The 23,214-nt window shown below is 47.3% G+C and carries 20 protein-coding genes; 11 read left to right on the top strand and 9 right to left on the bottom strand.

Features of this window, described 5'->3' with window-relative positions:
• The first annotated feature begins 128 nt into the window (after positions 1-128).
• The 6 genes from RIH33_RS19930 (at position 129) to RIH33_RS19905 (ending at position 4,852) form a co-directional block, all read left to right on the top strand.
• Positions 129-500: a hypothetical protein gene (locus tag RIH33_RS19930; RefSeq protein ID WP_406651819.1), complete on the top strand. Its 372-nt coding sequence runs from the start codon at positions 129-131 to the stop codon at positions 498-500.
• A 163-nt stretch (positions 501-663) separates the two neighbouring features.
• The gene (locus RIH33_RS19925) at positions 664-1,326 is read left to right on the top strand and encodes a TIGR02594 family protein (protein ID WP_406651817.1); all 663 of its coding nucleotides are present in this window, start codon (positions 664-666) and stop codon (positions 1,324-1,326) included.
• 4 nt (positions 1,327-1,330) lie between these two features.
• Positions 1,331-2,320: a hypothetical protein gene (locus RIH33_RS19920; protein ID WP_406651816.1), complete on the top strand. Its 990-nt coding sequence runs from the start codon at positions 1,331-1,333 to the stop codon at positions 2,318-2,320.
• Positions 2,317-3,306, top strand: coding sequence for a patatin-like phospholipase family protein (locus RIH33_RS19915; protein ID WP_406651814.1), 990 nt, complete (start codon positions 2,317-2,319; stop codon positions 3,304-3,306). Before RIH33_RS19920 ends, RIH33_RS19915 begins: the two co-directional genes overlap by 4 nt.
• A 41-nt stretch (positions 3,307-3,347) precedes the next feature.
• Positions 3,348-3,653, top strand: a complete 306-nt coding sequence (locus tag RIH33_RS19910) for a hypothetical protein (RefSeq protein ID WP_406651812.1) — start codon at positions 3,348-3,350, stop codon at positions 3,651-3,653.
• Entirely contained in the window at positions 3,650-4,852 is a 1,203-nt protein-coding gene (locus RIH33_RS19905; protein WP_406651810.1) for a hypothetical protein, read from the top strand. The genes RIH33_RS19910 and RIH33_RS19905 overlap by 4 nt, the downstream gene beginning before the upstream one ends.
• A gap of 26 nt (positions 4,853-4,878) precedes the next feature.
• Here RIH33_RS19905 and RIH33_RS19900 read toward each other — a convergent pair whose 3' ends face one another.
• The gene (locus RIH33_RS19900; RefSeq protein WP_406651809.1) at positions 4,879-5,502 is read right to left on the bottom strand and encodes a transposase; all 624 of its coding nucleotides are present in this window, start codon (positions 5,500-5,502) and stop codon (positions 4,879-4,881) included.
• 468 nt (positions 5,503-5,970) lie between these two features.
• Here RIH33_RS19900 and RIH33_RS19895 point away from each other — a divergent pair, with 468 nt between their 5' ends.
• The 3 genes from RIH33_RS19895 (at position 5,971) to RIH33_RS19885 (ending at position 10,644) form a co-directional block, all read left to right on the top strand.
• The gene (locus tag RIH33_RS19895; RefSeq protein WP_406651807.1) at positions 5,971-6,264 is read left to right on the top strand and encodes a hypothetical protein; all 294 of its coding nucleotides are present in this window, start codon (positions 5,971-5,973) and stop codon (positions 6,262-6,264) included.
• A gap of 141 nt (positions 6,265-6,405) precedes the next feature.
• Positions 6,406-9,669 carry an Ig-like domain-containing protein gene (locus RIH33_RS19890; protein WP_406651806.1) on the top strand — a complete coding sequence of 1,088 codons (3,264 nt, stop codon included), beginning with the start codon at positions 6,406-6,408 and terminating at the stop codon, positions 9,667-9,669.
• 327 nt (positions 9,670-9,996) lie between these two features.
• Positions 9,997-10,644, top strand: a complete 648-nt coding sequence (locus tag RIH33_RS19885; protein ID WP_406651805.1) for a hemolysin III family protein — start codon at positions 9,997-9,999, stop codon at positions 10,642-10,644.
• A gap of 3 nt (positions 10,645-10,647) precedes the next feature.
• Here the strand turns inward: RIH33_RS19885 and RIH33_RS19880 are convergent, their stop codons facing one another.
• The gene (locus tag RIH33_RS19880) at positions 10,648-12,210 is read right to left on the bottom strand and encodes an NAD(P)/FAD-dependent oxidoreductase (protein ID WP_406651803.1); all 1,563 of its coding nucleotides are present in this window, start codon (positions 12,208-12,210) and stop codon (positions 10,648-10,650) included.
• A 155-nt stretch (positions 12,211-12,365) separates the two neighbouring features.
• On the opposite strand from RIH33_RS19880, the gene RIH33_RS19875 reads away from it, so the two are divergent.
• Entirely contained in the window at positions 12,366-12,923 is a 558-nt protein-coding gene (locus tag RIH33_RS19875) for an EF-hand domain-containing protein (RefSeq protein WP_406651802.1), read from the top strand.
• 40 nt (positions 12,924-12,963) lie between these two features.
• Here RIH33_RS19875 and RIH33_RS19870 read toward each other — a convergent pair whose 3' ends face one another.
• The 6 genes from RIH33_RS19870 to RIH33_RS19845 all read right to left on the bottom strand — a co-directional run bounded on the left by RIH33_RS19870 (position 12,964) and on the right by RIH33_RS19845 (position 22,204).
• On the bottom strand, positions 12,964-17,073 hold the full coding sequence (locus tag RIH33_RS19870; protein WP_406651801.1) for a M43 family zinc metalloprotease: 4,110 nt from the start codon (positions 17,071-17,073) through the stop codon (positions 12,964-12,966).
• A gap of 2 nt (positions 17,074-17,075) precedes the next feature.
• Positions 17,076-17,465, bottom strand: a complete 390-nt coding sequence (locus RIH33_RS19865; protein WP_406651800.1) for a hypothetical protein — start codon at positions 17,463-17,465, stop codon at positions 17,076-17,078.
• A 78-nt stretch (positions 17,466-17,543) separates the two neighbouring features.
• Entirely contained in the window at positions 17,544-18,131 is a 588-nt protein-coding gene (locus RIH33_RS19860; RefSeq protein WP_406651798.1) for a NifU family protein, read from the bottom strand.
• Between the two features lie 63 nt (positions 18,132-18,194).
• Entirely contained in the window at positions 18,195-19,604 is a 1,410-nt protein-coding gene (locus RIH33_RS19855; protein WP_406651797.1) for a dicarboxylate/amino acid:cation symporter, read from the bottom strand.
• Between the two features lie 54 nt (positions 19,605-19,658).
• On the bottom strand, positions 19,659-20,741 hold the full coding sequence (gene aroC, locus RIH33_RS19850; RefSeq protein WP_406651795.1) for a chorismate synthase: 1,083 nt from the start codon (positions 20,739-20,741) through the stop codon (positions 19,659-19,661).
• 14 nt (positions 20,742-20,755) lie between these two features.
• The gene (locus RIH33_RS19845) at positions 20,756-22,204 is read right to left on the bottom strand and encodes a BatD family protein (protein WP_406651794.1); all 1,449 of its coding nucleotides are present in this window, start codon (positions 22,202-22,204) and stop codon (positions 20,756-20,758) included.
• A 144-nt stretch (positions 22,205-22,348) separates the two neighbouring features.
• On the opposite strand from RIH33_RS19845, the gene RIH33_RS19840 reads away from it, so the two are divergent.
• Positions 22,349-22,540: a hypothetical protein gene (locus tag RIH33_RS19840; protein ID WP_395416650.1), complete on the top strand. Its 192-nt coding sequence runs from the start codon at positions 22,349-22,351 to the stop codon at positions 22,538-22,540.
• A 45-nt stretch (positions 22,541-22,585) separates the two neighbouring features.
• Here the strand turns inward: RIH33_RS19840 and RIH33_RS19835 are convergent, their stop codons facing one another.
• Positions 22,586-23,212, bottom strand: coding sequence for an MOSC domain-containing protein (locus RIH33_RS19835; protein WP_406651793.1), 627 nt, complete (start codon positions 23,210-23,212; stop codon positions 22,586-22,588).
• Positions 23,213-23,214: the final 2 nt, after the last annotated feature.

Below are 23,214 nucleotides of genomic sequence, written 5' to 3'. Positions count from 1 at the left end.
GGCCACTTTAATTAAGTGATTGTTTTTCAGTGATTTAAAAAATGGCTGGATTCACCGTTTCTCTAAGAATGACTTTTTTCATATCAAATTGAGAAAGTGAACCTAAGGGTTTAACATTTTTTAAGGTGGTGGGTGACAACCAATTCACCAGCGCATCGGTCTATAGGAATGTGAGAAAATTACTGATCCCGTTTTTCCTTATAGCGCTGGTCTCCTGTCAGCAGGAGCCGCTTCAAATCAACTGCGATGCCCCCTATACTCTGGTGGATCAGGACCATACTTACTGGATCTGTGGTGGTAATTATCAGTTTGTGAGCAGCGATGAGCAGGATACCCTCAGGATTCAGTACAACGACATGCTCAGGGACTTTTTTGTGAATGAAGGGATACAGTTGGAGGATTTTCCTGTGGCGGTAAACATTTCATTCACCGAACTACCGGCGGATCAGACCTGCCGGGAGTGGCTGAAGGAGCTCACCTGTATTACGCTTCGGAACTGAGCGTATAGAAATAATTCTATTTAACGTATCCATAGTACCATTCGACTTTCTTTTTTTGTGTGATCACTCTTTTGGGGTATTGACTTAGCCTGAGCAAATCGCTAGCTTAGATGTTGTCATTCAGTTTTAAGTAAAATATGGCTGAATGCCTACAAAAGCAGCTATGAGTGAATTACTAAAAATCGCTACCTCCCAGCTTGGGCAAAAAGAGATCTCCGGTCCCGAAGACAATCCTACCATCGTCAACTATGCCAAAGAGATCGGTATCTCCTGGATCGATGATGATGAAACTCCCTGGTGTTCTGTCTTTGTGGGGTGGTGCGCTTTCAAGGCCGGGCTGAGCTACTCCAAAAGTGCCCTGGCCAGGTCTTGGATGCACATAGGCACACCCGTGAGTGTACCAGAGCCTGGTGATGTGGTGATATTTTGGAGGGAGAGCCTGCTGGGCACCAGTGGTCATGTGGGTTTCTTCATGGGCTATTCGCAGGATTTGAAACGAATCTATTGCCTGGGGGGAAATCAAGGCAATCAGGTGAGCATATCGGCCCAAAGTGCCGAGCGGCTGCTGGGTTTTCGCAGGCTTACCAAATCCACCATTATCTCTCTACCAGATGGCGTGCTGCGCCTGGGGGACACCGGGGATAAAGTGGTGCAGTTACAAGATGCCATGAAGGCTGCGAGCTACGAGGTGGGTACCTCTGACGGGGTATTTGGGTCCAAAATGGATGCCGCCATCAAACTACTGCAAACCAACGGTGGACTGAAGCCGGATGGGGTGTATGGCCCACAAACGAAGAACTTATTAAATACCATATTAAACGCCTGACCTTATGTTTTTACAAATTCTGGACCTGGTCATAGGTCTTATTTTTATTTATTTTATTTTGAGTATTGCCGCGTCATCTATTATGGAAACCATTTCGCGCACCCAGAACGTCAGGGCAAAGAGCCTGCAGAAATGGTTGACTGATTCATTCAATGAAAAAGTGGGCGACAAGAAAGTGGGTGAGTTGATACACGAGCACAGCCTGATCAAAAAACTGACTACCAGCGGCCGTATACCTTCCTATATCCCTCCGGACATTTTCTCAAGAGTTTTACTCGACCTGATTCATTCTCAGGAGGATAAAGAAATCAAATCTTATGATGCCAAGGGCCTAAAGAAAAGTTTGGAATCTACCACTCTGCTCCCTGAGGATATGAAGCGCTCATTTCTGCAGTACCTGAGCGAAAACGAAAAGGACCTGGATGCATTTCGGGCTTCGATTTCTGGCTGGTTTGACGATTCGATGAGTAGGATCGGAGGGAAATTCAAGAAATACACTCAGAAAATTATCCTGGGAGTATCTCTGGTATTGGCCGGGGTTCTCAATATAGACACCTTTCAGCTGGCGGAATTCCTTTACGAAAACCCGCAGGCACGTGAGAGCCTGGTGGAAGCCAGTCGCCAGGCACTTCAGGACAGTGTTTATCAGAAGTCTCTGGCCAGGATTCCAACGGACTCTGGTTATGATGTGGCTGTGGAGATTGCCCGAATCAAAACTCAAGTCAATGAAATTGACAGTCTTCAGCGGTCCCTCATTGACCTGAAATTGCCCATTGGTTGGCCGGTGAAAAAAGCCGTGCTCACTTCTTTGCCCTCCTTCAGTACATTCTGGGATTTTGTGGGGGCCTGGCTGAAGAAAATTGGAGGCTGGCTCATTACCGGCTTTGCGGTGTCACTTGGTGCCCCTTTCTGGTTTGAAACCCTAAACAAGCTGGTAAATCTGAGAGGAGCAGGGAGTAATCCATCCGTACCACCTAAACCAGCAAAATCATGAGCCTGTTAAAAGTATTGTCTATCGATGGAGGAGGAATTCGCGGGATCGTGCCCGGCACCATTATGGTGGAGGCAGAGCGGGAATTTGGGATCAGGGTAGCAGACTATTTTGACCTTATTGCGGGGACGAGTACCGGGGGCATCCTCACCTGTGCCTACCTCTGCCCATCTGATGCGGACCCTACCCGACCCAAGTTTACTGCCGAGGAGGTAGTGGGCCTTTATTTCAACAAAGGGAAGCAGATTTTTGACGATCCTTTCATGCATAAGCTCAGGTCTATTTGGGGGATTATCTCAGCTAAGTTCCCGGAGCGGGGTATCGATGAAGCATTGAAGGAATATTTTGGAGAGGTGTGGCTGAGTCAGTTGCTCAAGCCTACGGTGATTACCTCCTACGATATCACCAATCGGAATGGCCACTTCTTTGCTCAGCATGATGCCAGGGAGAAGGAATCCTATGACTTCCTGATCAGGGAGGTGTCCAGAGCTACCTCTGCAGCGCCCACGTATTTCAATTGTGCCCGTGTGCAGAATAAGTCGGGTGATTCATTTACCCTGGTGGATGGAGGGGTCTTTGTGAATAATCCGGCCATGTGTGCCTATGCCGAGATCAGAGATGGTTTTAAGAATGTGGAAGGTGAACCCGCTGCTGCCAAAGACATGAAAATACTCTCGCTGGGCACGGGGTTTACCAAAAAACACTATTTGTACCGCCAGGCGAGGAGGTGGGGCATGGCTCAGTGGGTGCGGCCGGTGATCGACATCATGATGTCAGGCAGCGTGGAGGTGGACGATTTTTATCTGAAAAGGATCTTTGAAACCACCGAGAACCCCGCCCAGTATATGCGGGTCAACTCCAAAATGCCTGGCGATGTGGATTCGGAGATGGACAATGTGACTCCAGCCAATATGGAGGCACTCAAGAAGCTTGGTGAAAAGCTCTTTCAGGATAACAAAGCAGCACTGGCTAAGTGGTTCGAGCTTTAACCAATCTGTATTTTTAATTATGATTACTAAACACTAAAGACATGTCATTTCTTACCAAACCTCAGATAACTGACAACATCGTTGGCCCAGCCCTTCATAAGGTGGCGGATTTCAACGGAGATATTACTTCATACTCGTTTCAGCACTTTGCGGAGTTTCACAAGAAGGTTTTTTTAAGTGCACTGAAATTGTTTACCAACGCTCACGAACACCCTACATCCAACAAGTACTATGACATTTTGCTGAATGATTCACTGATTGACGAGTGGTCGACCATGGCAGATTGTATTCAATATATTTATGACAGACACAATTCAAAAGACACCGCAAACCGAGATAGGCTATGAAAACGATGAGAGTATTTTGTGTATTGATGCTGTGGAGTGGGTTTGGATTTAGTCAGAATCCTGAGTTGGCCTTCGAACTTAATGTAAACACTGTAGGGAAACCCTATTTGAGGATTTCCATATTACCTCAATTGAACCCAGGACAAACCATGGATGCCAACTCACCTGTGGATTATACATTCAAACTGGATAAGGGTGGGGTTGACTACTTTGGCGGTGATGTGCAGCTTTCCATGGCAGTCAGTAGAAAATCTATTGACCTGGATATGCATGATGTTTCCAAACAGAAGCTACTTGGTTTGTCTACTGCCTCAAGTGATTTCACCATTGTCTTTAATCGTCCGCTGACCATCAAGACCACTCAGGGAGATTATGAATACAGTGTAGCAGAGATCTCCGAATTATCTAAGGGTAAGATTACTTTCACTGAGGATCAGGTGGAGCAATACACTGTGTCCAGAGGGGGAGAGTTTTCTTTTATCAATAACAACTTTGAGATGTTCTATGTACCCGCTGCGGAGAGCGACACGGATGAGGGTGAATTGGGGGTGAAGTTTGCGTACCGCAATGCCTACAAGGGTGTGGAAATCTTTAGTGGTACGGCGTATTTCATGGCTGAGGGTCAGGTGTCTACCAATCCAAAAGACTCCCTTAACTATTTGTCCATATATCCGGTATCCTACAGCAATTTGGATTTGGAGAAAACAACAGAGTGGCTGATTACCGCCGGCTTGGAGGGTAATCAGGATCTTTCCTCCTACAGAGGCGCCATCAACCTGGCTAAGAATATGCTCTTGCCCAATTTAATTGATCTGAGCTATGGCTACGACAGGCTCAGGCTGAAGCCCGTGCTGCAGGCGGGCCTCAAGGCTTATGCGGAGGGAGACAATAGAAGAAGGAACACTGATGGCTCTGAGCAGCAAAATGAAAAATCTGCAATGGTCTTTGCCAACCTATATTATTTGGTACCTATTTATCATTCATTTACGGCCATAGTGGAAGGCCAGCTTTTTTATGACTTCAATACCACCATCAATACGGATAAGGAGCTGAAGAACTACTATAAGCTAACGATGGGCTATGATGTGCCTAATACGGAGTTCAAAGCATTTTTCAGCTACCAAAATGGGGAGCGGACCATTAGCCCTTCCAAAGACGAGCTGATGAGCATAGGGTTATTGGCGTTGTTTGGGAACTGATATGGGTAAGGCTTCTTGAATCTTAACTAGCACTCAAAATCAATCAGCAGTGATTTATCAGCGATTTGAGGCATGTGCCTATGGAAGTTGACAAGGTCTTTTCTACTGCCAAACCATTCGATGACTTCCTCACGATGAATCTGGGTTGGTTTTTCCGATAGGAGGGTGTGATAAGAACTGTGTGGCCAGTCTTCTATTTGTTTGCAGAATCCATGATGTACCGGGTTGCGATGAATATAGCTAATAATAGCACTGAGGTATGCGTCTGAGTTGATTTCTTTCCTTTTGAAATTAGGGATAAAAAGACTGCCTCTGCGCTCATATACTTTGTTGTATGCCTGGGTGTAGCTATTGAAAAGGTGCGAAAACTGGAGGCTGATGGCTTTATCGAACGTGAACCCTCCAAGGGTTTCAAACCCTTGGAGGGTTGGTTTCCGCATCTTCAGAAAAGCCAGAACCTCCTCTTCTGTCTTGATTCGGATTAAAAAATGAAAATGATTTGGCATCAGGCAATAGGTGTAGGTGCATGCCACTGGCGAGATGTATTTTGTCCATTGACGAAGAAAGTAATGATAATTTTCATCTGAGCGGAAAAGGTTTTCATTTCCGTTGGCATGGTTGTATACATGATAGAAAGTCTCAGCTTGCATATACAGGTCTCTGGTGGATCAATAAAGATAATTCCTATGGAATTTGCATTGGTCGCCGACTGTTCCAGTTTTTTTTTGAAATACACTAACCCGCGCAAGTGTTCCGAGCATAGCGGAGTGTCTATACTACCGCTTTTCTAATCAATCCACACCACAGGCACAGACATTCAGCTTCCTCCAGAAATCACCTGACTTAAAAATTTGATAAAATCATGGTGATAAACCTATCAATTATTTAAAAAATTTCAATTTTAATTGGTTTCAATAATTTTATCTCATAAATTGGACAACCAGTTATTAGAGCACCAAACTGTTATATTTCCAATTTGGGCCATAAAGGTTATGAATTAGTTATCGCGCCACCAAGGGTTGAGCCAGGTGAAGTTTGCAGCTGTTGAGAGTAGGGAATGCCGGGTTAAACCTTGACGATATCACATGTCGAAGCATTTAACAACTAAAGTCGAACCAATGAAAGTCAACACCAACCAGGCCAACATTTCGAGTGTAACGACCAATCATTTGTCAACACACTTGAAATCAATTTTGATTTGTATCCTTCCATTCATTTTACTTCTGTTCCTGCCCGAAAGTGCTTTAGGACAGACGCACAACGCGCCCTCTGACGTTCCAGGGTTTCAGGCCCTTATCGAGGAATGTAAACTACAGGGATCTTCCGGCAGCCAGGCTGTCTCACCGCATGAACTCACCAATTGCCATACCAGCTGGTTTACAGATGACCGATGCGACCAAAGTAGCTTTTAATTAATCAGGCTCAAGCCAGCGGACAGCGCTGCGCAGCCCTTCCTGTTTGGACTCACAGCAGGCCGGTTCGCGGGCCCTTTACTATTGCTCGAGCTATTTGAACAAACACTATCGAAAAAAACCATATACCTAAACCATATCATGAAAACCAACACAACTTATTTCAACTTGTCATGCCTGTCCGGGTACATGCAGAGACAATCAAAATCACTTTGTAAAGTAGCCTTGCTACTGCTCATCCAAATCGTTTTTTTGGGCGGACAATTAAGGGCGCAGGATCCCAATCTGCCACCTAGTGGAAATTTCGAATTGATCGACTGGAAAGTCACATTGCCTGATCAAACCGAAATAAAAGAGCAGGAACTTTCCAGTGGCTTTGAAAGTCCCAATGAGTTTTATACCGATCCCAATACGGGGGCCATGGTCTTCAGGTGCCCCAATAATGGAGCAACTGGAGGGAGTACCTACCCCCGGAGCGAGCTACGTGAAATGCTACGCGCCGGAAACACAAGCATCAGTACTTCCGGGATAGGCCTGAACAACTGGGTCTTTTCTACCTCCAGTCAATCCAACCAGGACGCCTCTGGCGGAGTGGATGGTACCCTCACAGCCACTGTTGCAGTGGATCATGTCTCCACCTCAGGAACTTCCAGCATGATCGGTCGGGTGATCATCGGACAAATCCATGCGGGTACCGATGAGCCCTGCAGACTTTACTACCGTAAACTCCCTGGCAATACCAAAGGGTCCATCTACATTGCACATGAGCCTGGAAACGGTAACCCTGAGCAATGGTATGACATGATCGGTAGCAGAAGCAGCAGTGCCTCTGATCCGGCAGATGGAATAGCTCTAGGTGAACAATTTAGCTATGAAATCAAAGTCGAGGGAAACACCCTTACAGTCACCATCATCCGACCGGGTAAACCCGATGTGGTGGAAATTGTGGACATGAGCAACAGCGGCTTTGCCAATGACTGGATGTATTTCAAGGCGGGATGTTACAATCAAAATAATTCCGGAAACTCCGGAGACTATGCACAGGTGTCATTTTTTGCTTTGAGTAATACGCACTCAAGTGCTAACAACAGTGCACCGACAGCCAGCCTAACAGCTCCGTCCAATGGAGCTACTTTTAATGAAGGTGACAACATTACCATAACGGCCAGTGCTTCTGACAGTGATGGTTCTATCACCAAAGTAGAATTTTTCCAGGGCTCAACCAAGCTTGGCGAAGACACTTCTTCCCCTTACTCATTTGCCTGGAACAATGTTTCGGCTGGCAGCTACAACCTGACGGCTACTGCCACGGACAATGAAGGGGTGACCGGTTCATCTTCGGCGGTATCTATTACCGTGAACAGTGCACCAAACGCTGATCCGACGACCTCCATTACCGCTCCTGCCAATGGAGCAAGTTTCAATGCAGGTGATAACATCACCATCAGCGCAAGTGCCACAGACTCGGATGGATCGATCAGCAAAGTGGAGTTTTTCCAGGGAGCCACCAAACTGGGAGAAGACCTGTCGGCACCTTACTCATTTACCTGGAATAATGTGGGGGCGGGAAATTATAACCTGACTTCTGTGGCAACTGACAATCTGGGCGCCACAGGCACCTCATCCATTGTGTCCATTTCAGTGAACAGTGGGCCAAACGCCAACCCGACTACCTCCATTACGGCACCTGCCAATGGAGCGAGTTTCACCGCAGGTGACAACATCACCATTAATGCTAACGCCTCAGATTCGGATGGCACCATCGCTAAGGTTGAGTTTTATCAGGGAGCCACCAAGCTGGGAGAAGATACTACATCCCCCTATTCGTTCATCTGGAATAATGTAAGTGCCGGAAGTTATGACCTGACCTCCGTAGCAACAGATAATATTGGCGCCACAGGGACTTCTTCCGTAGTTTCCATTTCAGTTGCCACCGGACCGCCCACCAACGTGGCATTGAATAAATCAGTGACTGTATCCAGCGAGCAGGCCAGCAACCCGGGATCAAACCTGGTAGATGGTGATCCTGATTCCAGATGGTCAGCATCTGGCATGCCACAGTGGGCACAGGTAGATCTGGGTTCAACCCATTCAATTAGCAGTACGGAATTGGTATGTTTTAGCGACAGGGCATATCAGTTCATTGTAGAAGTTTCTACCAATGGTAGCTCCTACTCAACGATTGTTGACAGAAGCAGTAATACTACGCCCGGAACCAATTCAGCACCTATTACAGATAACTTCGCCGCAGTGAACGCGAGGTACGTCAGAATCACCGTATCCGGGGCAGCAGGCTACTCGGGATCATGGGTGAGTTTGGAAGAGCTCAGGGTGTTTGGCACAGAAGGCGCAGGCCAGAATGTACCTGTAACCGGAGTTTCCGTGACGCCTGCCAGCGCCACGATAACCGTAAACGATACGCAGCAGTTAAGCGTGTTGGTCAGTCCATCAAATGCTTCCAATCAGGACGTGACCTATAGTTCGAGCAACGGTTCAGTCGCTACAGTCAACGCCAGTGGGTTGGTCACCGCAGTTTCCGCTGGTAGTGCCACCATCACAGTGACCACAGATGATGGAGCGTTTACGGATACCAGTGTTATTACCGTTGAATCAAGCGGTGGAGGCTCCTGGACAGTGATTTCTTCTGAAAACTTTGAATCGGGATGGGGCATCTGGAATGATGGCGGATCAGACGCCAGTCTTTATACCGGTGGGACTTATGCGCATCAGGGTTCCGCAGCTTTGAACATAGAGAATAACAGCAGTTCATCTGTGGTTACCACAAATGATTTGTCACTGGCTTCTTATGCAGACCTAAAAGTGGATTTTTGGTTCATGCCTGTTGGCATGAGCAACGGACACGATTTTTGGTTGCAGGTCTCTACAGATGGGGGCTCCAATTACACCACAGTACAATCCTGGGTGATCGATGGTTCGAATTATCAAAATGATAATTTCTATCAGGAATCTGTGGAACTGCTTGGCTATGGTCTCAACGATCAAACACGCGTGAGATTCCGATGTGATGGCAACAATGATAGCGATGATGTCTATTTGGACGAGATCGTAATATCCGCCAAAGGATCGGGCGCAAGGACTACCTCCGAATCATCTCAGGCGCTCTTGTTACAAAGCCGCGTTTCCAGGATCTATCCTAACCCTGTCCAAGGGAAAATGCTGGTGGAGTATGAATTGGCCGATGATTCACATGTGGTTATCTCGGTCTTAAACCTATCCGGTCAGGTGATTGCGCAGTTGGAAAACGGTCCGCGTAAAGCAGGTGCACACACCCTGGAGTGGAATGCTTTGAGCACCTCTGGGGCTCCGCTTCCCAAAGGCATGTACCTTGTACGATTTAATTTGAATGGCGAAAATCAGGTAAGGCGGATCTTGATATCAGAATAACAGATCTGAAATCAAAGTAGCATAAAAAGGCCGGTTTTCCGGCCTTTTTTTGTGCCCTACCCAATCATGAGTGTCCGTATTACCGTTTTCTAATCAAATAAATGTACCACGGCAATGTGCGTGAAATTGCACAAAGATTTCGAAGAGGATTCGTTTCTAGTCCATATAGAGTTACCCACCCGGGTATTGCTTGATTCATAAATCTCTTAAACCCATTCACGCCTGAAATAAACCATCTCATAGCGGGCCTAAGTCAAAATTTTGCCCTCAAAGGTTAATCCGCGCACCAAATCTCCTCCGAATACGTTAACCGGGGAAAGAACAGAAATGACCAAATCTCCCATAACTTATTACCCACACAAAGAAGAAGTCCTCAATGTAATTACTCACTTTTTGGGCTTTGTGCTCAGTGTGGCTGCGCTGGCATTGCTGGTGACGTTTGCCAGTATATATGGCACCGTATGGCATATTGTGAGCTTCAGCATTTTTGGCAGTACCATGGTGGTATTGTACCTGGCGTCTACGCTTTACCACTCGGCCAGAAGGAAAACCCTCCGCCAAAAGCTGAATGTTTTTGACCACTCCGCTATTTACTTGCTGATCGCAGGTACTTACACACCTTATTGTCTGGTGGCGCTCAATGGCACTATTGGCTGGGTGCTCTTTGGGGTTACCTGGGGGTTGGCCGTAGCTGGTATTGTCTTCAAAATATTTTACACAGGAAAGTACGACCGACTCTCTACCATCGGGTATGTGCTCATGGGCTGGGTGGCGGTGTTTGCGGCCAGGCCCCTATATGAAAGCCTACAGTCAGAGGCGCTCTTGTACCTGATACTGGGAGGAGTCAGTTACACCATTGGCGCCATATTCTATTCTTTGGGAAAATTAAAGTATAACCACGCCATCTTTCACCTGTGGGTGCTACTGGGTACCGCATTTCACTTCGTGTCTATCTTCTTTTATCTCTGGAATTAAAGGCTAAGACTTGAGGCTGGCAATGACAGCTGCCATTGTTTTTTCTCCGTCCATCGCGGCGGAGGCAATACCGCCTGCATAACCCGCACCCTCCCCACAAGGGAAAAGATTTTTGATCTCCGGATGGGCCATTGTTTCCCGGTCACGAGGAATTCTCACTGGTGAGGAGGTACGACTTTCCACCCCCACTATCTGGGCTTCATTGGTGAGATAGCCATTCATCTTCTTGCCAAAAGCCCGAAACCCGTCCTTGAGTCGGGGTGCGATAAAATCCGGGAGTACCTCGTCCATGTTCACGGAAGTGAGCCCCGGCTGATAGGAGGTCTGATTCAGTCCATCGGACACCTTTCCATTCACAAAATCAACCAAACGTTGTGCCGGTGCCTGCTGTGTTTGCCCCCCCAGCTGCCAGGCCTGCCGCTCTACGGATGCCTGAAATTCCATAGCGGCCAGTGGACCAAACTGATGAAAAGCTTTGAGGTCTTCCATTTCCACCGCCACCACGATTCCCGAATTGGCATATTGACTGTTTCGGCGGGACGGGCTCATGCCATTCACCACTACTTCCCCGGGAGCTGTGGCTGCAGGCACGATAAACCCTCCAGGACACATACAAAAAGAGAAAACTCCACGCTCGGTTTTATGAAGTACTGTTTGAGCTACCACCCCGTATGAGGAGGCGGGCAGGTAGTCCCCACGATCGTCACACTTATACTGAATTTTATCGATGAGCTGCTGAGGATGCTCTACCCGCACGCCCAGTGCAAATGGCTTAGCTTCAATTTTGATGTTTTTATCATGGAGCAGGTGAAAGATATCTCTGGCAGAATGACCTGTGGCGAGCACTGTGGCTACCCCGTGAACGGCGCTGCCATCCTGTAGTTTTACTCCTTTGATTTCATTGCCTTCCAGGATCAGATCCGTCACTTTACTATCGAAGCGCACCTCACCTCCGGCGGTTTCTATGGTTTCACGAAGCGCCGTGACAATGTTGGGTAACTTGTTGGTGCCTATGTGTGGGTGAGCTTCTATCAGAATCTCTCCGGGGGCACCATGGGCTACCAGTATTTCAAATACCCGGCGCACGCTCCCTCGCTTTTTGGAGCGGGTATAGAGCTTTCCATCTGAGTACGTGCCAGCGCCACCTTCTCCAAAGCAGTAGTTGCTCTCAGGGTTCACCACATGATCTTTATTGATGGCGGCCAGGTCTCTGCGCCGGGTGCGCACATCTTTGCCGCGTTCCAGCACGATAGGTCGCAGACCGTGTTCTATGGCCTTGATGGCCGCAAAGAGTCCGGCAGGGCCTGCTCCGATGATGATCACCTGCGGACACCCTGAAACCTGATGGGCTTCCTGAAAATATTCCACAAACTCCAGATCAATGGGCCGGGTATCAGCCTGCACGCGCAGATTGATTTTGATTTGTTTCTGACGGGCATCTATTGATCGTCGGATAACCTGAAAATATTCTTCGGCTGAGAGCATTCCCTGCTGCCGCAGGTAGCCAGAGAGTTGGTCTTCGTCAAATCCCACTTCGGAGGGCACCACAAGATCAAATTCGCGCATGGCACAAAAGTACTTTTTTCCGTAGCAATACAGGTAGGTTGTTATGGGTGCCAACGTGGCTTAAGCTGTATTTTTATCTATAATAAGTTTAAAATCTTCTTTTAATAATCTAAATCATATATTTTTATTAGTTACAACCAAGCGAAATATTGAACATGTTAACAGAAGTAAGAAGGAAAAAACTTTCCTATCTATTCAACATCCTGGATTCTAACAAGAATGAACTTTTGCAGCCCGATGATTTTTCGCAGGTTGCCGAAAAGATGAGTGACTCCCTCAACTTTGAGGAGAACTCCAAAGAGCGGTTACGCTTGAAGTTGAAGTCTCTGAGGTTATATGTGCAGCTGCTCACAGACATGGAGAAAGAAGATGTGTCTATCACCAGAGACGAGTGGTTGAATCTTTTCGGGTCACGAAACACCATTTCCCCTAAGGCAGCTAAGAAGTATATTTTCCGAACAGCGGCTTATATTTTCACCCTTTTTGATCAGAATGAGGACCATATCATTTCCAAAAAGGAATACCATGACATGTTTAAAATCTATGACATAGACATGGAATATTCGGAGATGGGATTTGAAAAGCTGGATCAAAACCACGATGGACAGATTACCCTATCTGAGATGGTTAATGGGTTCAGAGACTTTCTGATGTCCTCTAATCCGGATGCGTCTGGCAACTGGATTTTTGGGGACTGGCAGGTCGTTGATTAAAAAAGGGGTTGATGAGCTTCCCCATCAACCCTCATTAGGATTACCGCTGCAGTAAAATTTTCATTACCTGGTAAGCTCCATCTTTTTCTAGTTTGAGGAGGTAGATTCCATCTCTCAAGTCTTGCAGATAAACCGTGGATGTATTCCCATCGAAGGTTTTTACCACTTTTCCGCTAAGGTTGGTAAGGTATCCGATCGTATAGGCAGCACCCTCTATTGTCAGTAAGTCACTGGTTGGGTTAGGGAAAATTTTATACGCCTGTGTCGACAGTCCCAACACCAGGAACCTGACATTTATTTTAGCGGATACTTTCTCTATATGATCCGTCACTTCTATGGTCAGTTGTAGATCATTTTGATCCCAAAGATTAACGTCTGCAAGTGTGAGTGCACCATTGGATTCGTGCAGTGCAAAGGCCCCATCCTCATTGCCGGCAGTGATGGTATACCTCAAAGCATCACCATCTGCATCTGTGGCCACAACAGTTCCTATCTGATGTCCGTTAGCCACCGGCCCCAGTACCTCAAAGGTTTGATTGGCGATGACGGGAGCAGCGTTGGTGATTCCCTGCAATTCCAGTTTCCAACTGAATCCTTCTCTGGAGTAGTAGTCTGCCCAGTAGATATAAATGGTTTCTCCAGCCGAGAGCTCTTCAATAAGGAATTCACTTTGCAGATTGTCCTCTGTATCATCTACTTGTGCGATGATGTCGCCTGCACAGGCATTGTATACATAGAGATAGGTGTCCTCATCTGTCTGACCGACCGAAGTGATCAGCAAGTCACCGGATTTGGGCATGGTATAGCTGTACCAGGTGGCGGCATGATCCATAGAGTTGCTACCGACCTGCGCTTCAATAGGGTCGTCACAAAGGTCTCCTGCTTCCAGGTCTTCCACGCTGAGCTCAAACTCAAAACCACCACCAAAATAGAGTTCCCATACAATGAGTACCTCCTCGTCTTTACCTAAATCATAAATAGTGAGGTTTTCGTATCCACTTGAAATGATTTGCAGGTCACAGTCCACGACGGTGTAGATATACTCCTCGGACGTACTCGTGATCACCAGTTTCTGATCTGCTTCGGGCATGGTAAAGGTCACCCAGTAAAAAGGCACTTTTAGCTCGGGAACCGTATTGGTACCGATTTGTGCGGTAGCTGGAGCTTCACAAGCTTCCCCGGGCAAGGGTTCGCTGACGGTCAGTTCCCAGTTGAAGGCAGCTGAGGACCATTGCGGGGTCCAGTAGATGTACACTGTTTCGCCCTGACTCAGCCCCTGGAGGTATACTTCACTTTGCAGAATGCCGTTGTTAAAATCAATGTCGTCACTGGCACCCAGGACCACTCCGTCACATTCACTTAATACCAGCAGGTCAGTGTCTTCGGTGGTAAGGTCTTCGGATGAGATCAGGAGGTTCCCTGCCGTAGGCATGGTGAAGGTGTACCATGCGGGGGCATAGCCAGCAGAGTTGGTACCTTCCGCTGCAGCCAGAGGATTAGAGCATTCATCACCCTGTTCAAGGGTTTCCATAGCGAGTGTCCAGCTGAAGTTACCACCACCCGCTATACTCCATGCAATCAAAATTTCCTGCCCTTCCACTAAACCAGTAGCCACGGCCTCCTCGTAGCCAGAGGCGTAGAGCAGCAGCTCTTCACAGTCTGAGGCAACATATACCGTCTCTGAGGAACTACTGGAGATGACCAGTTTTTTGTCAGACTCGGGTACTGTATAGTATGTCCAAAACAGATCCCCGATGATCTCCGGAACGGTATTCTGCCCGAGCACTGCTTCTTTTGCATTTTCGCAGGCATCCCCTGGCTGACTTTCCAGCACGGTGAGTTTCCAGTCAAATGATCCTGTAGCCCACGAATCTGCCCAGAATATTTTGACAGTTACACCTGCTTCCAGCCCATATATGGTGCCTTCACTTTGGTAAATGTCATTGTCAAAGTCAATGTCATCATGGCTGAGTAGCAGTGTTCCTTCACATCCGTCAAACACATAAAGGTCTGTGTCTTCGGTGGTGAGGTCTTCAGTGGTGATGTGCAAATTTCCTTTTAGGGGCATGGTAAAGGTGAACCAAACCGGAGCTTGAGGTGCATTATTCAGACCTTCCTCTGCGGTGATGGCAGCAAAACAATTTTCCCCGGGTTCAAAAGGGTTGGTTTCTAGTGTCCAGTCAAATCCCTGGTTATTACTTGTGGCATCCCAAAAAATCTTGACCTCTGCGCCTTCACTCAGGGCTACAGTAATTTCTGTTTGGTCACCGGAAGGCTGATTGTCAGAAATCAGGCTGCCCGAACATGCGTCATACAACTTAGCGTAGGTTGCTACGTCGGTCTGTCCTGTGCTGGAAATCGTCAGGTTGGCAAACTCTGTCATGGTGTAGGTAAACCAGTAAGGGGTAGAAGGTGTGGTGTTGGTGCCTTCTATCGCTTCTACAGCCACTGAACAGGCTTCTCCAGCTTCCAGCCCTTCGACAGTCAGGCTCCATGAAAAGTCGCCGCCTCCTGCTTCGAAAGCAATAAAAATCTCATCTCCCTGGTTCACATCAAGTAAGGTTTGTGAGCCGGCCCCTTCCGTAATCAACTTGAGTTGCTGACAGTCGCCGGCGTACACCTGATAGCTCTTATCTCCGCCATCCAGTATGATTTTAGAACTGGCATCCGCAAGAGTGAAGCTGTACCAAAGTGTATTCAGATCGGTGGAACCCACAGGATTCGTGCCTTCTAGAGCCGGGAGCGCAAGGGCACAAGCCGCACCTTCAGTAGGTGCCGAAACACCCAGAGTCCAGTTAAATTCTTCTTCAGAGTTTCTGGCCGACCAGAGGATTTTGACCGTTTCGCCCGCTGCTACCAGGGTAGCCAGTTCAGATTGTGTAGTGCCCAAAACGTCATCACTGGTATTGATCGCAGGCATGTCACATGCGGGATACAAACTCAGGTAGGTGTTTTGCGTTGTTTGTCCAACCGATGAAACCGTCACAATAGATTCTTCCGTGGCGGTGAAGGTATACCACATCGGCGGAGTGGTGGTGTTGGTACCCTCCTGGGCTACTTCAGCTTCTTCGCAAAGTGGTCCTATCAATGTGCTACGTCGGGCACCGAATTCAAGTACGGTGCGCATTCGGGCCTTCTGATCAATGGTGAAAATATTCATGCAGGCATCGTCGGAGTAGTCCATGTAGTTCTCAATCATGTCGGGAAACTCATCTCCGGGGCAGCTGTCATTGGCACTACAACCAAAGTTCGGCCCACCGGCGTTGGGAGTATCTTCACAATAGTCATCTACCTCACAACCGCCATCTCCCCAGATATGTCTCAGGCCCAGCCAGTGACCGACCTCATGAGTGGTGGTTCTTCCCAGGTCGTAAGGTTCCATTACGTTACCGGTTTTTCCAAAAAAGGGATAGCCGATCACCACACCATCGGTAGTGGCAGGTCCCATGTCGTCGGGGAGGTCATCCAGCCCCGAGAGCGAAGGGAATTGGGCATAACCGAGGACACCATCCAGGTCACCTCCGAAATTAACGACCCAGATATTAAAATATCGTTCCGGGTCCCATATGGTTTCCGGTTTGAGTGTTTCTTCCAGCGGAGTTTCTTCCCAGAATACCCGGGCACCGTTGATACGGTTGATGCCTGGTTCGGCCAGTGTCTGACCATCAGGGTCGACCAACACGGGCACAAACTCCACAAAGACATCAGCACCACTCTCATGGGTGTTGGCTCCGGCACCCAGGCGTCTGAAGTCTTCATTGAGCACCTCAAACTGCGAATTCACCTGAGCTGCGGTAATGTTCGAGCTGGTGCCGACCGCTTCACCATTGTGCACCACATGCACGATGGTAGGGATTCGGTATACCTCATCGGTACTTCTGGCACTTCTGGTTTGACTCAGGCGCTTTTGAAGCGCCTCTTCGAAGGAGTCAGTTCCTTGTCGTTGCGGGTATTTGGCCTGAAGCTTTTGCTCCATCTCTGTGGTGAAACAGGTCCGATGCTCAGGTACGGTAATCGCATGAGTCTTTGGGACTGATATTTGGTGAAAGGGTCCTTTTGACGGGACTGCTTTGCTCCGCTGCGGAGACAAACTTTGTGCTGTTGCCATAAATCCCAGGCAAAGCATGACGAGGGTCAGACGGTAATTCATTGTTACGGTGTTTTGAGTTTTAGGTAATTTTTATTGAGCGAAAGGACGGAGAGCGTGTCTTCAGCCTCATCAAATGAGACGACAAGCAGATCTGCCGTGATCCATCGCCAGGAGCCATGGGTGGCCTTTGGTCGGTCATCCGGCCCAGGGGTATATCTGACAGCTTTGTGTCCATCAGATTCAAAAATGATTCGTTCCTGAAATCTGCTCGGTGGGAGGCTTGTTTTGTCTGAGGTATATTCGAGCACCTCATCAGAGGTATTCACAGGCAGTTTATACCAGGTGCCAGGGAGTGCTTCCGCGATGATTTCATTGCCGGAGGCAGCATCTTTCGGGCCTTTGCAAGCCCATGCTAATGAAAGAAATAGGAAAGCGAACAGAATCCGAATCATTGACGAATATAGCAAAATTGCACATTGCTGTCAAGAGCGCGTTCCGTTAAGCTTAAATTTTAGATGGGTGGAAATTTTTCAAACTCCCTCGGCCTCTACTTCCTGTACTTCAGGGATCATTCTTTTCAGGAGGTTTTCTATACCCGCTTTGAGTGTGATGGTGGATGAAGGGCATCCGCTACAAGCACCCTGAAGGAGCACTTTTACTTTACCATTTTCAAATGAACCAAACGTGATAGCTCCGCCATCCATCTCCACTGCAGGGCGTATGTATTCGTCCAGTACGCCTTTGATTTTGGCTTCAATGTCTGTGTCACCCTCCAGTACTTTGTGGTCTTCCTCTACCTCTTTTTCCGTGAGGATTTGCTTTCCGGCTTCCAGAAAAGATTTGATGTGATTTTGTACCTCTCCTTTTACTTCATGCCAGTCTACTCCTTCATCTTTGGTCACGGTGATGAAGTTGCTCATGTAAAACACACGTTTCACATAAGGGAAATCAAAAAGTTCTGCAGCTAAAGGAGCTTCTGTAGTACTGGCCCTGTCCGGAAAATCCCGGCTGACACCCTCTGGGAGCAATAGAAAATTCACCACAAACTTCAGAGAGTTTGGGTTCGGGTTAGACTCAGTGTATATATTGATAGGATTTACAGAAGTTTCCATAGTCATTGATTTGATTCTATACTAAATGCAAAAGTGAGATAAAAGTTCAGAAGAATGCCACTTTATCTATTAATCTTCTGCCCTTAACTCTCCTTCACTACTGGCAATGAGTGTGGCCACAGTGGCATCCCCGGTAATATTGGCTACCGTACGCGTCATATCCAGTATCCTGTCCACAGGAAAGATGATGGCAATCCAGGCAGGGTTTAAGCCCACAGTTTGGATAATAATAATGAGCATCACCAGACTGGCGCCGGGCACAGCGGCAGTGCCTATGGAGCCCATAGTGGCCGTAAGCACAATGACAAGCTGCTGAGAGAGTGAGAGGTCTACAAAATGAAGCTGTGCAAGGAATACCGTAGCAATCGCCAGGTAAAGGCTGGTGCCATCCATATTCACTGTGGCACCAATAGGCAAAACAAAGCTGGAGACATTTTTAGAAACGCCCATTCCTTCTTCCACGCACTCCATCGTCACTGGCAGGGTGGCTGCACTGGAGCTGGTGGAAAATGCCAGGAATTGCGCCGGGCTGAGGATTTTGAAAAACTTTTTATAAGAGATTTTTTTGATGAATGTGGATGTGACCAGTGGATAGAAAACAAAAAGCATGACACACAGGCCTATGAGCACAGTAATCGTATAAGATCCCAGACCTCTGAAAATCTGGAATACTTCTGCGGGGCTATCGGCCATTTTAGCCACTACACCCGCCAGCAAGGCAAAAACAAAGAACGGGGCAGCCGTCATGATGGTGTCCACCATCCGAAGGAACACCTCGTTGATGGAAGAAATAAAGTTTTTAACCGAAGCACCTTTTTCATTTGGCACCACAGCCAGCGTAATCCCGAAGAAAATGGCAAAGAAGATAACCTGAAGCATGAGCTTATTATCTGAGATGGACAGGATAATGTTTTCAGGTACCATGTCCACTACGAACTGCAAAGGGGGCACTTCTTTTTGTTTTTTGGCAAGTGCCACCTTTTCTTCCACTGTTTGTTGCTGGGCGGCCAGTTCTTGTCCATTACTCATCTCCATCACCAGGTCTGCATAGGCGGGATCATTGAGGAAGTTTTTGCCATCTTTGACTTCAACACCCGGAGTAGCTTGTACCCAAAGCTCATAGGAGATCCTGTTTTTCATGCGCTGGGCTTCATCGATGTGAGAGCCTGGAGCAACAAAATTCACAATCAACAAGCCAACAGTAATGGCCGTCACAGTAGAGATGATATACAGTCCCAGTGTTTTGGCGCCCATTCGGCCAAGTTTGGAGGTATCGTTCAGGCCGGACACACCATCGATAATGGAGAAAAGTACCAGGGGAACCGCGATGAATTTCAACAGCCGTATAAAGATCTGGCCAAAAGGATCAATCCAGTCAATGGTAAACTGATTCCATCCAAGGGCACTGGATATAAAAGCCCAGATTATTCCCAGAACAAGTCCAATGATGATCTTTACGTGGAGAGGAAGTTTTTTCATGTTGTGTGTGTTAGATACCGCTGACCTTTGCTTTTCCAAGTCTTACAAGGGTACTTATCCTCGTAATTTATTGGTTCTGGCGATCAAATAGAAATCGGCGATGACCAGTGCTGCCATGGCTTCCACAATCGGCACTGCACGTGGCACCACACATGGGTCGTGACGACCCTTGCCGGAAACGGTCACTTCATTTCCCTGGGTATCTATACTGGCCTGATCCTGCATAATGGTGGCCACAGGCTTGAAAGCCACATTGAAGTAGATATCTTGTCCATTGGATATGCCACCCTGAATGCCACCCGAAAGATTGGTTTTGGTTTTCACAGCCCCATCCTCTACATAGAATGCGTCGTTGTGCTCCGAACCTTTCATTTTGATACCTTCGAAACCACTTCCATATTCGAAGCCTTTCACGGCATTGATGCTAAGCATGGCCTTGCCCAGGTCAGCATGAAGCTTATCGAATACCGGCTCACCAAGCCCCACAGGCACTCCTTTAATTACTCCGGTGACTACTCCCCCCACAGTGTCCTGTGATTTTCGGATGTCATCTATGTAATCAAACATTTGCTGAGCCATCTCAGGATCCGGGCATCGCACGGCATTATCTTCAGTTTTGGAAAGGTCCAGTTGTTCGTAGCTCTTCTCCAGCCTGAGGGTGCCTACCTGCGATACATAGGCATGAAAGGACATACCAAATTCTTTGAGCATGAGCTTGGCTACAGCTCCAGCTGCCACGCGGGCAGCGGTTTCTCTGGCTGAGCTCCTGCCACCACCACGGTAATCACGCACTCCATATTTTTCATGGTAGGTATAGTCTGCATGGGAGGGTCTGAACTTTTCTGCGATGTGGCTGTAATCTTTGCTCTTCTGGTCTTTGTTTCGAATCAGAAGCCCAATGGGAGTACCGGTAGAGAGCCCTTCAAAAACACCGGATAATATTTCTACCTCGTCTTCTTCTTTGCGCTGGGTGGTGATCTTGGACTGGCCGGGCTTTCTGCGGCTCAGTTCAGACTGTATGAAGTCCAGGTCTATAGGTATTCCCGCAGGGCAGCCATTGATGGTGACGCCAATGGCCACGCCGTGTGATTCACCAAACGTGGTGATGCTGAAAATCTTCCCAAAAATATTTCCCATGAATGATCGAGTGATTATTTACGCATGAAAACCATGACCGTAAGCGCTAACATAGCCAAAATAAATACGTTGGCAAAGATTCGCATCCATGAGCTATCGTCCAAGCTGGAGAGGGTATTTTCTTTAAATTCTATCCCATCATAGAATGAGCCCATATCATTGGAGAGGATATATTCGTTTTTTCGGCTTTCACCAGTCACAGCCAGTACCTGCTGTGACTTCAGGGTGTCGTATACTCCTTTCTCGGGGTTGAAAAAGACCCATTTGAAGTAGTCACCAAGCTGATAGGTACCCGGCTCATTGGGGATTCCATAATAGTTGAAACTTTTCGTTCCTTTTACCTCACCACCAGAGCGGGTCACATTTTGCTTCACATTGGGGGCATAGAAGTCAAAAATGTCCGTCTCGGGTAGTCGGGGCTCTTCGATAGCACTGATGTTACCTTCACCCAGGATATTAAAGGTATAGTTGAAGCTTTCTCCGGTTTTAAGATCCAGGCTGTTGATTTTTTCAGCCAGACGATAATCCCCAACTGCCACCTGCTCTTTCAGCGGATGCGGAGGCAGGCTTTTTACGGCGACCGTTTTTGGTTTGGAATAAAACGTTTCGAAATCCTCCTGTCTGTTTCTTCCGAAAAAAGAAGGGTTTTTGGCCACTTTGTATTTGATGAGTTTCAAACCCACGGTGGGGAAAGAGATGTTTTCCTGATTGAGCGGATAGAAGGAAGCCTGGTAAACCCGATACTGTGTGAAGGCCCGGTTGTTGATGGTTACGGGTTCTCCGTTGATGTTGTCAATATTAAAGTTCTCCTCCCAGCAGTTGGCGGGCTTTATTTCTTTGACGATCTCGGTAATTTGTTTACCCAAATCATAAAACCTCATATCAGCCCTGTTGGATTCTGCTACATAAAAAGCGAGTGTCGTGGTGAAGCCTTCACCCACATATACTTCTTTTTTGTCTGTGGTTAGCGCCAGAAAGGCATCTGCATCCACATCGATGAATTCTGTGGGCTCACTGTTTCTGTTTTTGAAGACATCAAAAGGGTCTACAAAAGGATCATTGGACGGTCGCTGTTGCTGCTTGGCCGGAGGGCCTACTTTAATGGTAAATCCGGGGACATCTACTTTTTCGTCGTTGATGGTCATGGAAAAACCACTGACCGGAAAGGAGCCTTCGCGGGTGGCCTGATAGTTTTGGATGATGCTCTGTGAAGAAGTCATCCGGCCATTGATAAAGCTGGTGGAGGTCGATGAAGAGGTTCCTCTTTTGACAAATCCATCAATCTCCGGGAAAGGACTATAGCCTTTGAGTCGTTCGTTTTCTACTTTGATGGTGATCCGGAAGTATTGGTTCATCCCAATTTCTGTTTCCCCAATTTCCACTTGTTTTTCCTGAGCCAAAGCAGGTAATGAAAAAATAAGTACCATCAAACAACCTAGCCAGCCTTCTCTCGTTTTTAACATATGTATTACTTGAAATCGTTTGCAGTAAGTGCTTTTTGATCTTGCATCAAAGCTATTAATTGTTTAACTTTTAAGTAATGAGTTTTCAGAAGGAAAACGTCAATTTTGTAGTGTTAGTTAACCCTTTAACAAAATTTCACATTTATGTTAGAGTATTTCAAAACCATCCTTGCAAAAGTAAGTTTTGACCGGTGGCTCTTTGAAAAAGAGCTTAAGAAAGCGATCAGGTCACTGGTCCCGGAAGAGATAATCACTTTAAGGGACTGGTGTTATGATCAATTCGGTCAGATTTATGAATCTATTTTGAATAAGTGCTTTACGAAGGCACTCAGTTAAACCCCAAAAAGCCCTCCCGATAGTCATCTGGAGGGCTTTTTTATGTCAAAGCTTTTGTAAATTCCTTCGAGCCCCTTCTGCCAGATTTTTCAGCTGCAGTGCCTTGTGGATGAGTTCAGGATTTTTGTGCTGCTGATAAATCAACTGGAAAATATCGAGGATGGAGAGGTCACTCCCTTTTTCGATCAGAGTCATTTGGTCCCCGGCTTTTACTACTCCAGGCGTGAGGACCCGGACGTATACACCGGAGTGGCCAGCGGCTATAAAATCCTTGAGTACTTTTTGCGTTCCAAAGCGGATGCCGAGTTTGAAACATGGCTGTCGGGGTTCGGAAACTTCCACCAGGGCAGTGCCAATGCGGTATGTGGAGCCAATGTGAACCCTGGATTCATCCAGATCCCGTACGGTAACATTCTCTCCGAACATGCCCCAATCCCAGGATAATTGGGGGTACCTGGACTTCCAGGAAGGATACACATCTGCAGAGAATAAGTAACACGCCTTGTCAATACCACCATGGTATTTGCGGTCCACCACATGGTCATTTTCCACATCTTCATATCCCAGTGTGATGGGATCATTTACGGGGTACTTGAAGATTCCGGTTTCTACTTCTTTCCGTTTCCACCGGATCGTCCGCTTCTCTCCCAGGTTGACGGAAACCACCTGCATGA

The organism is Marinoscillum sp. (genome assembly GCF_040222955.1).
Classification (GTDB): domain Bacteria; phylum Bacteroidota; class Bacteroidia; order Cytophagales; family Cyclobacteriaceae; genus Marinoscillum.
This window is presented reverse-complemented; position numbering and strand designations above follow the sequence as displayed.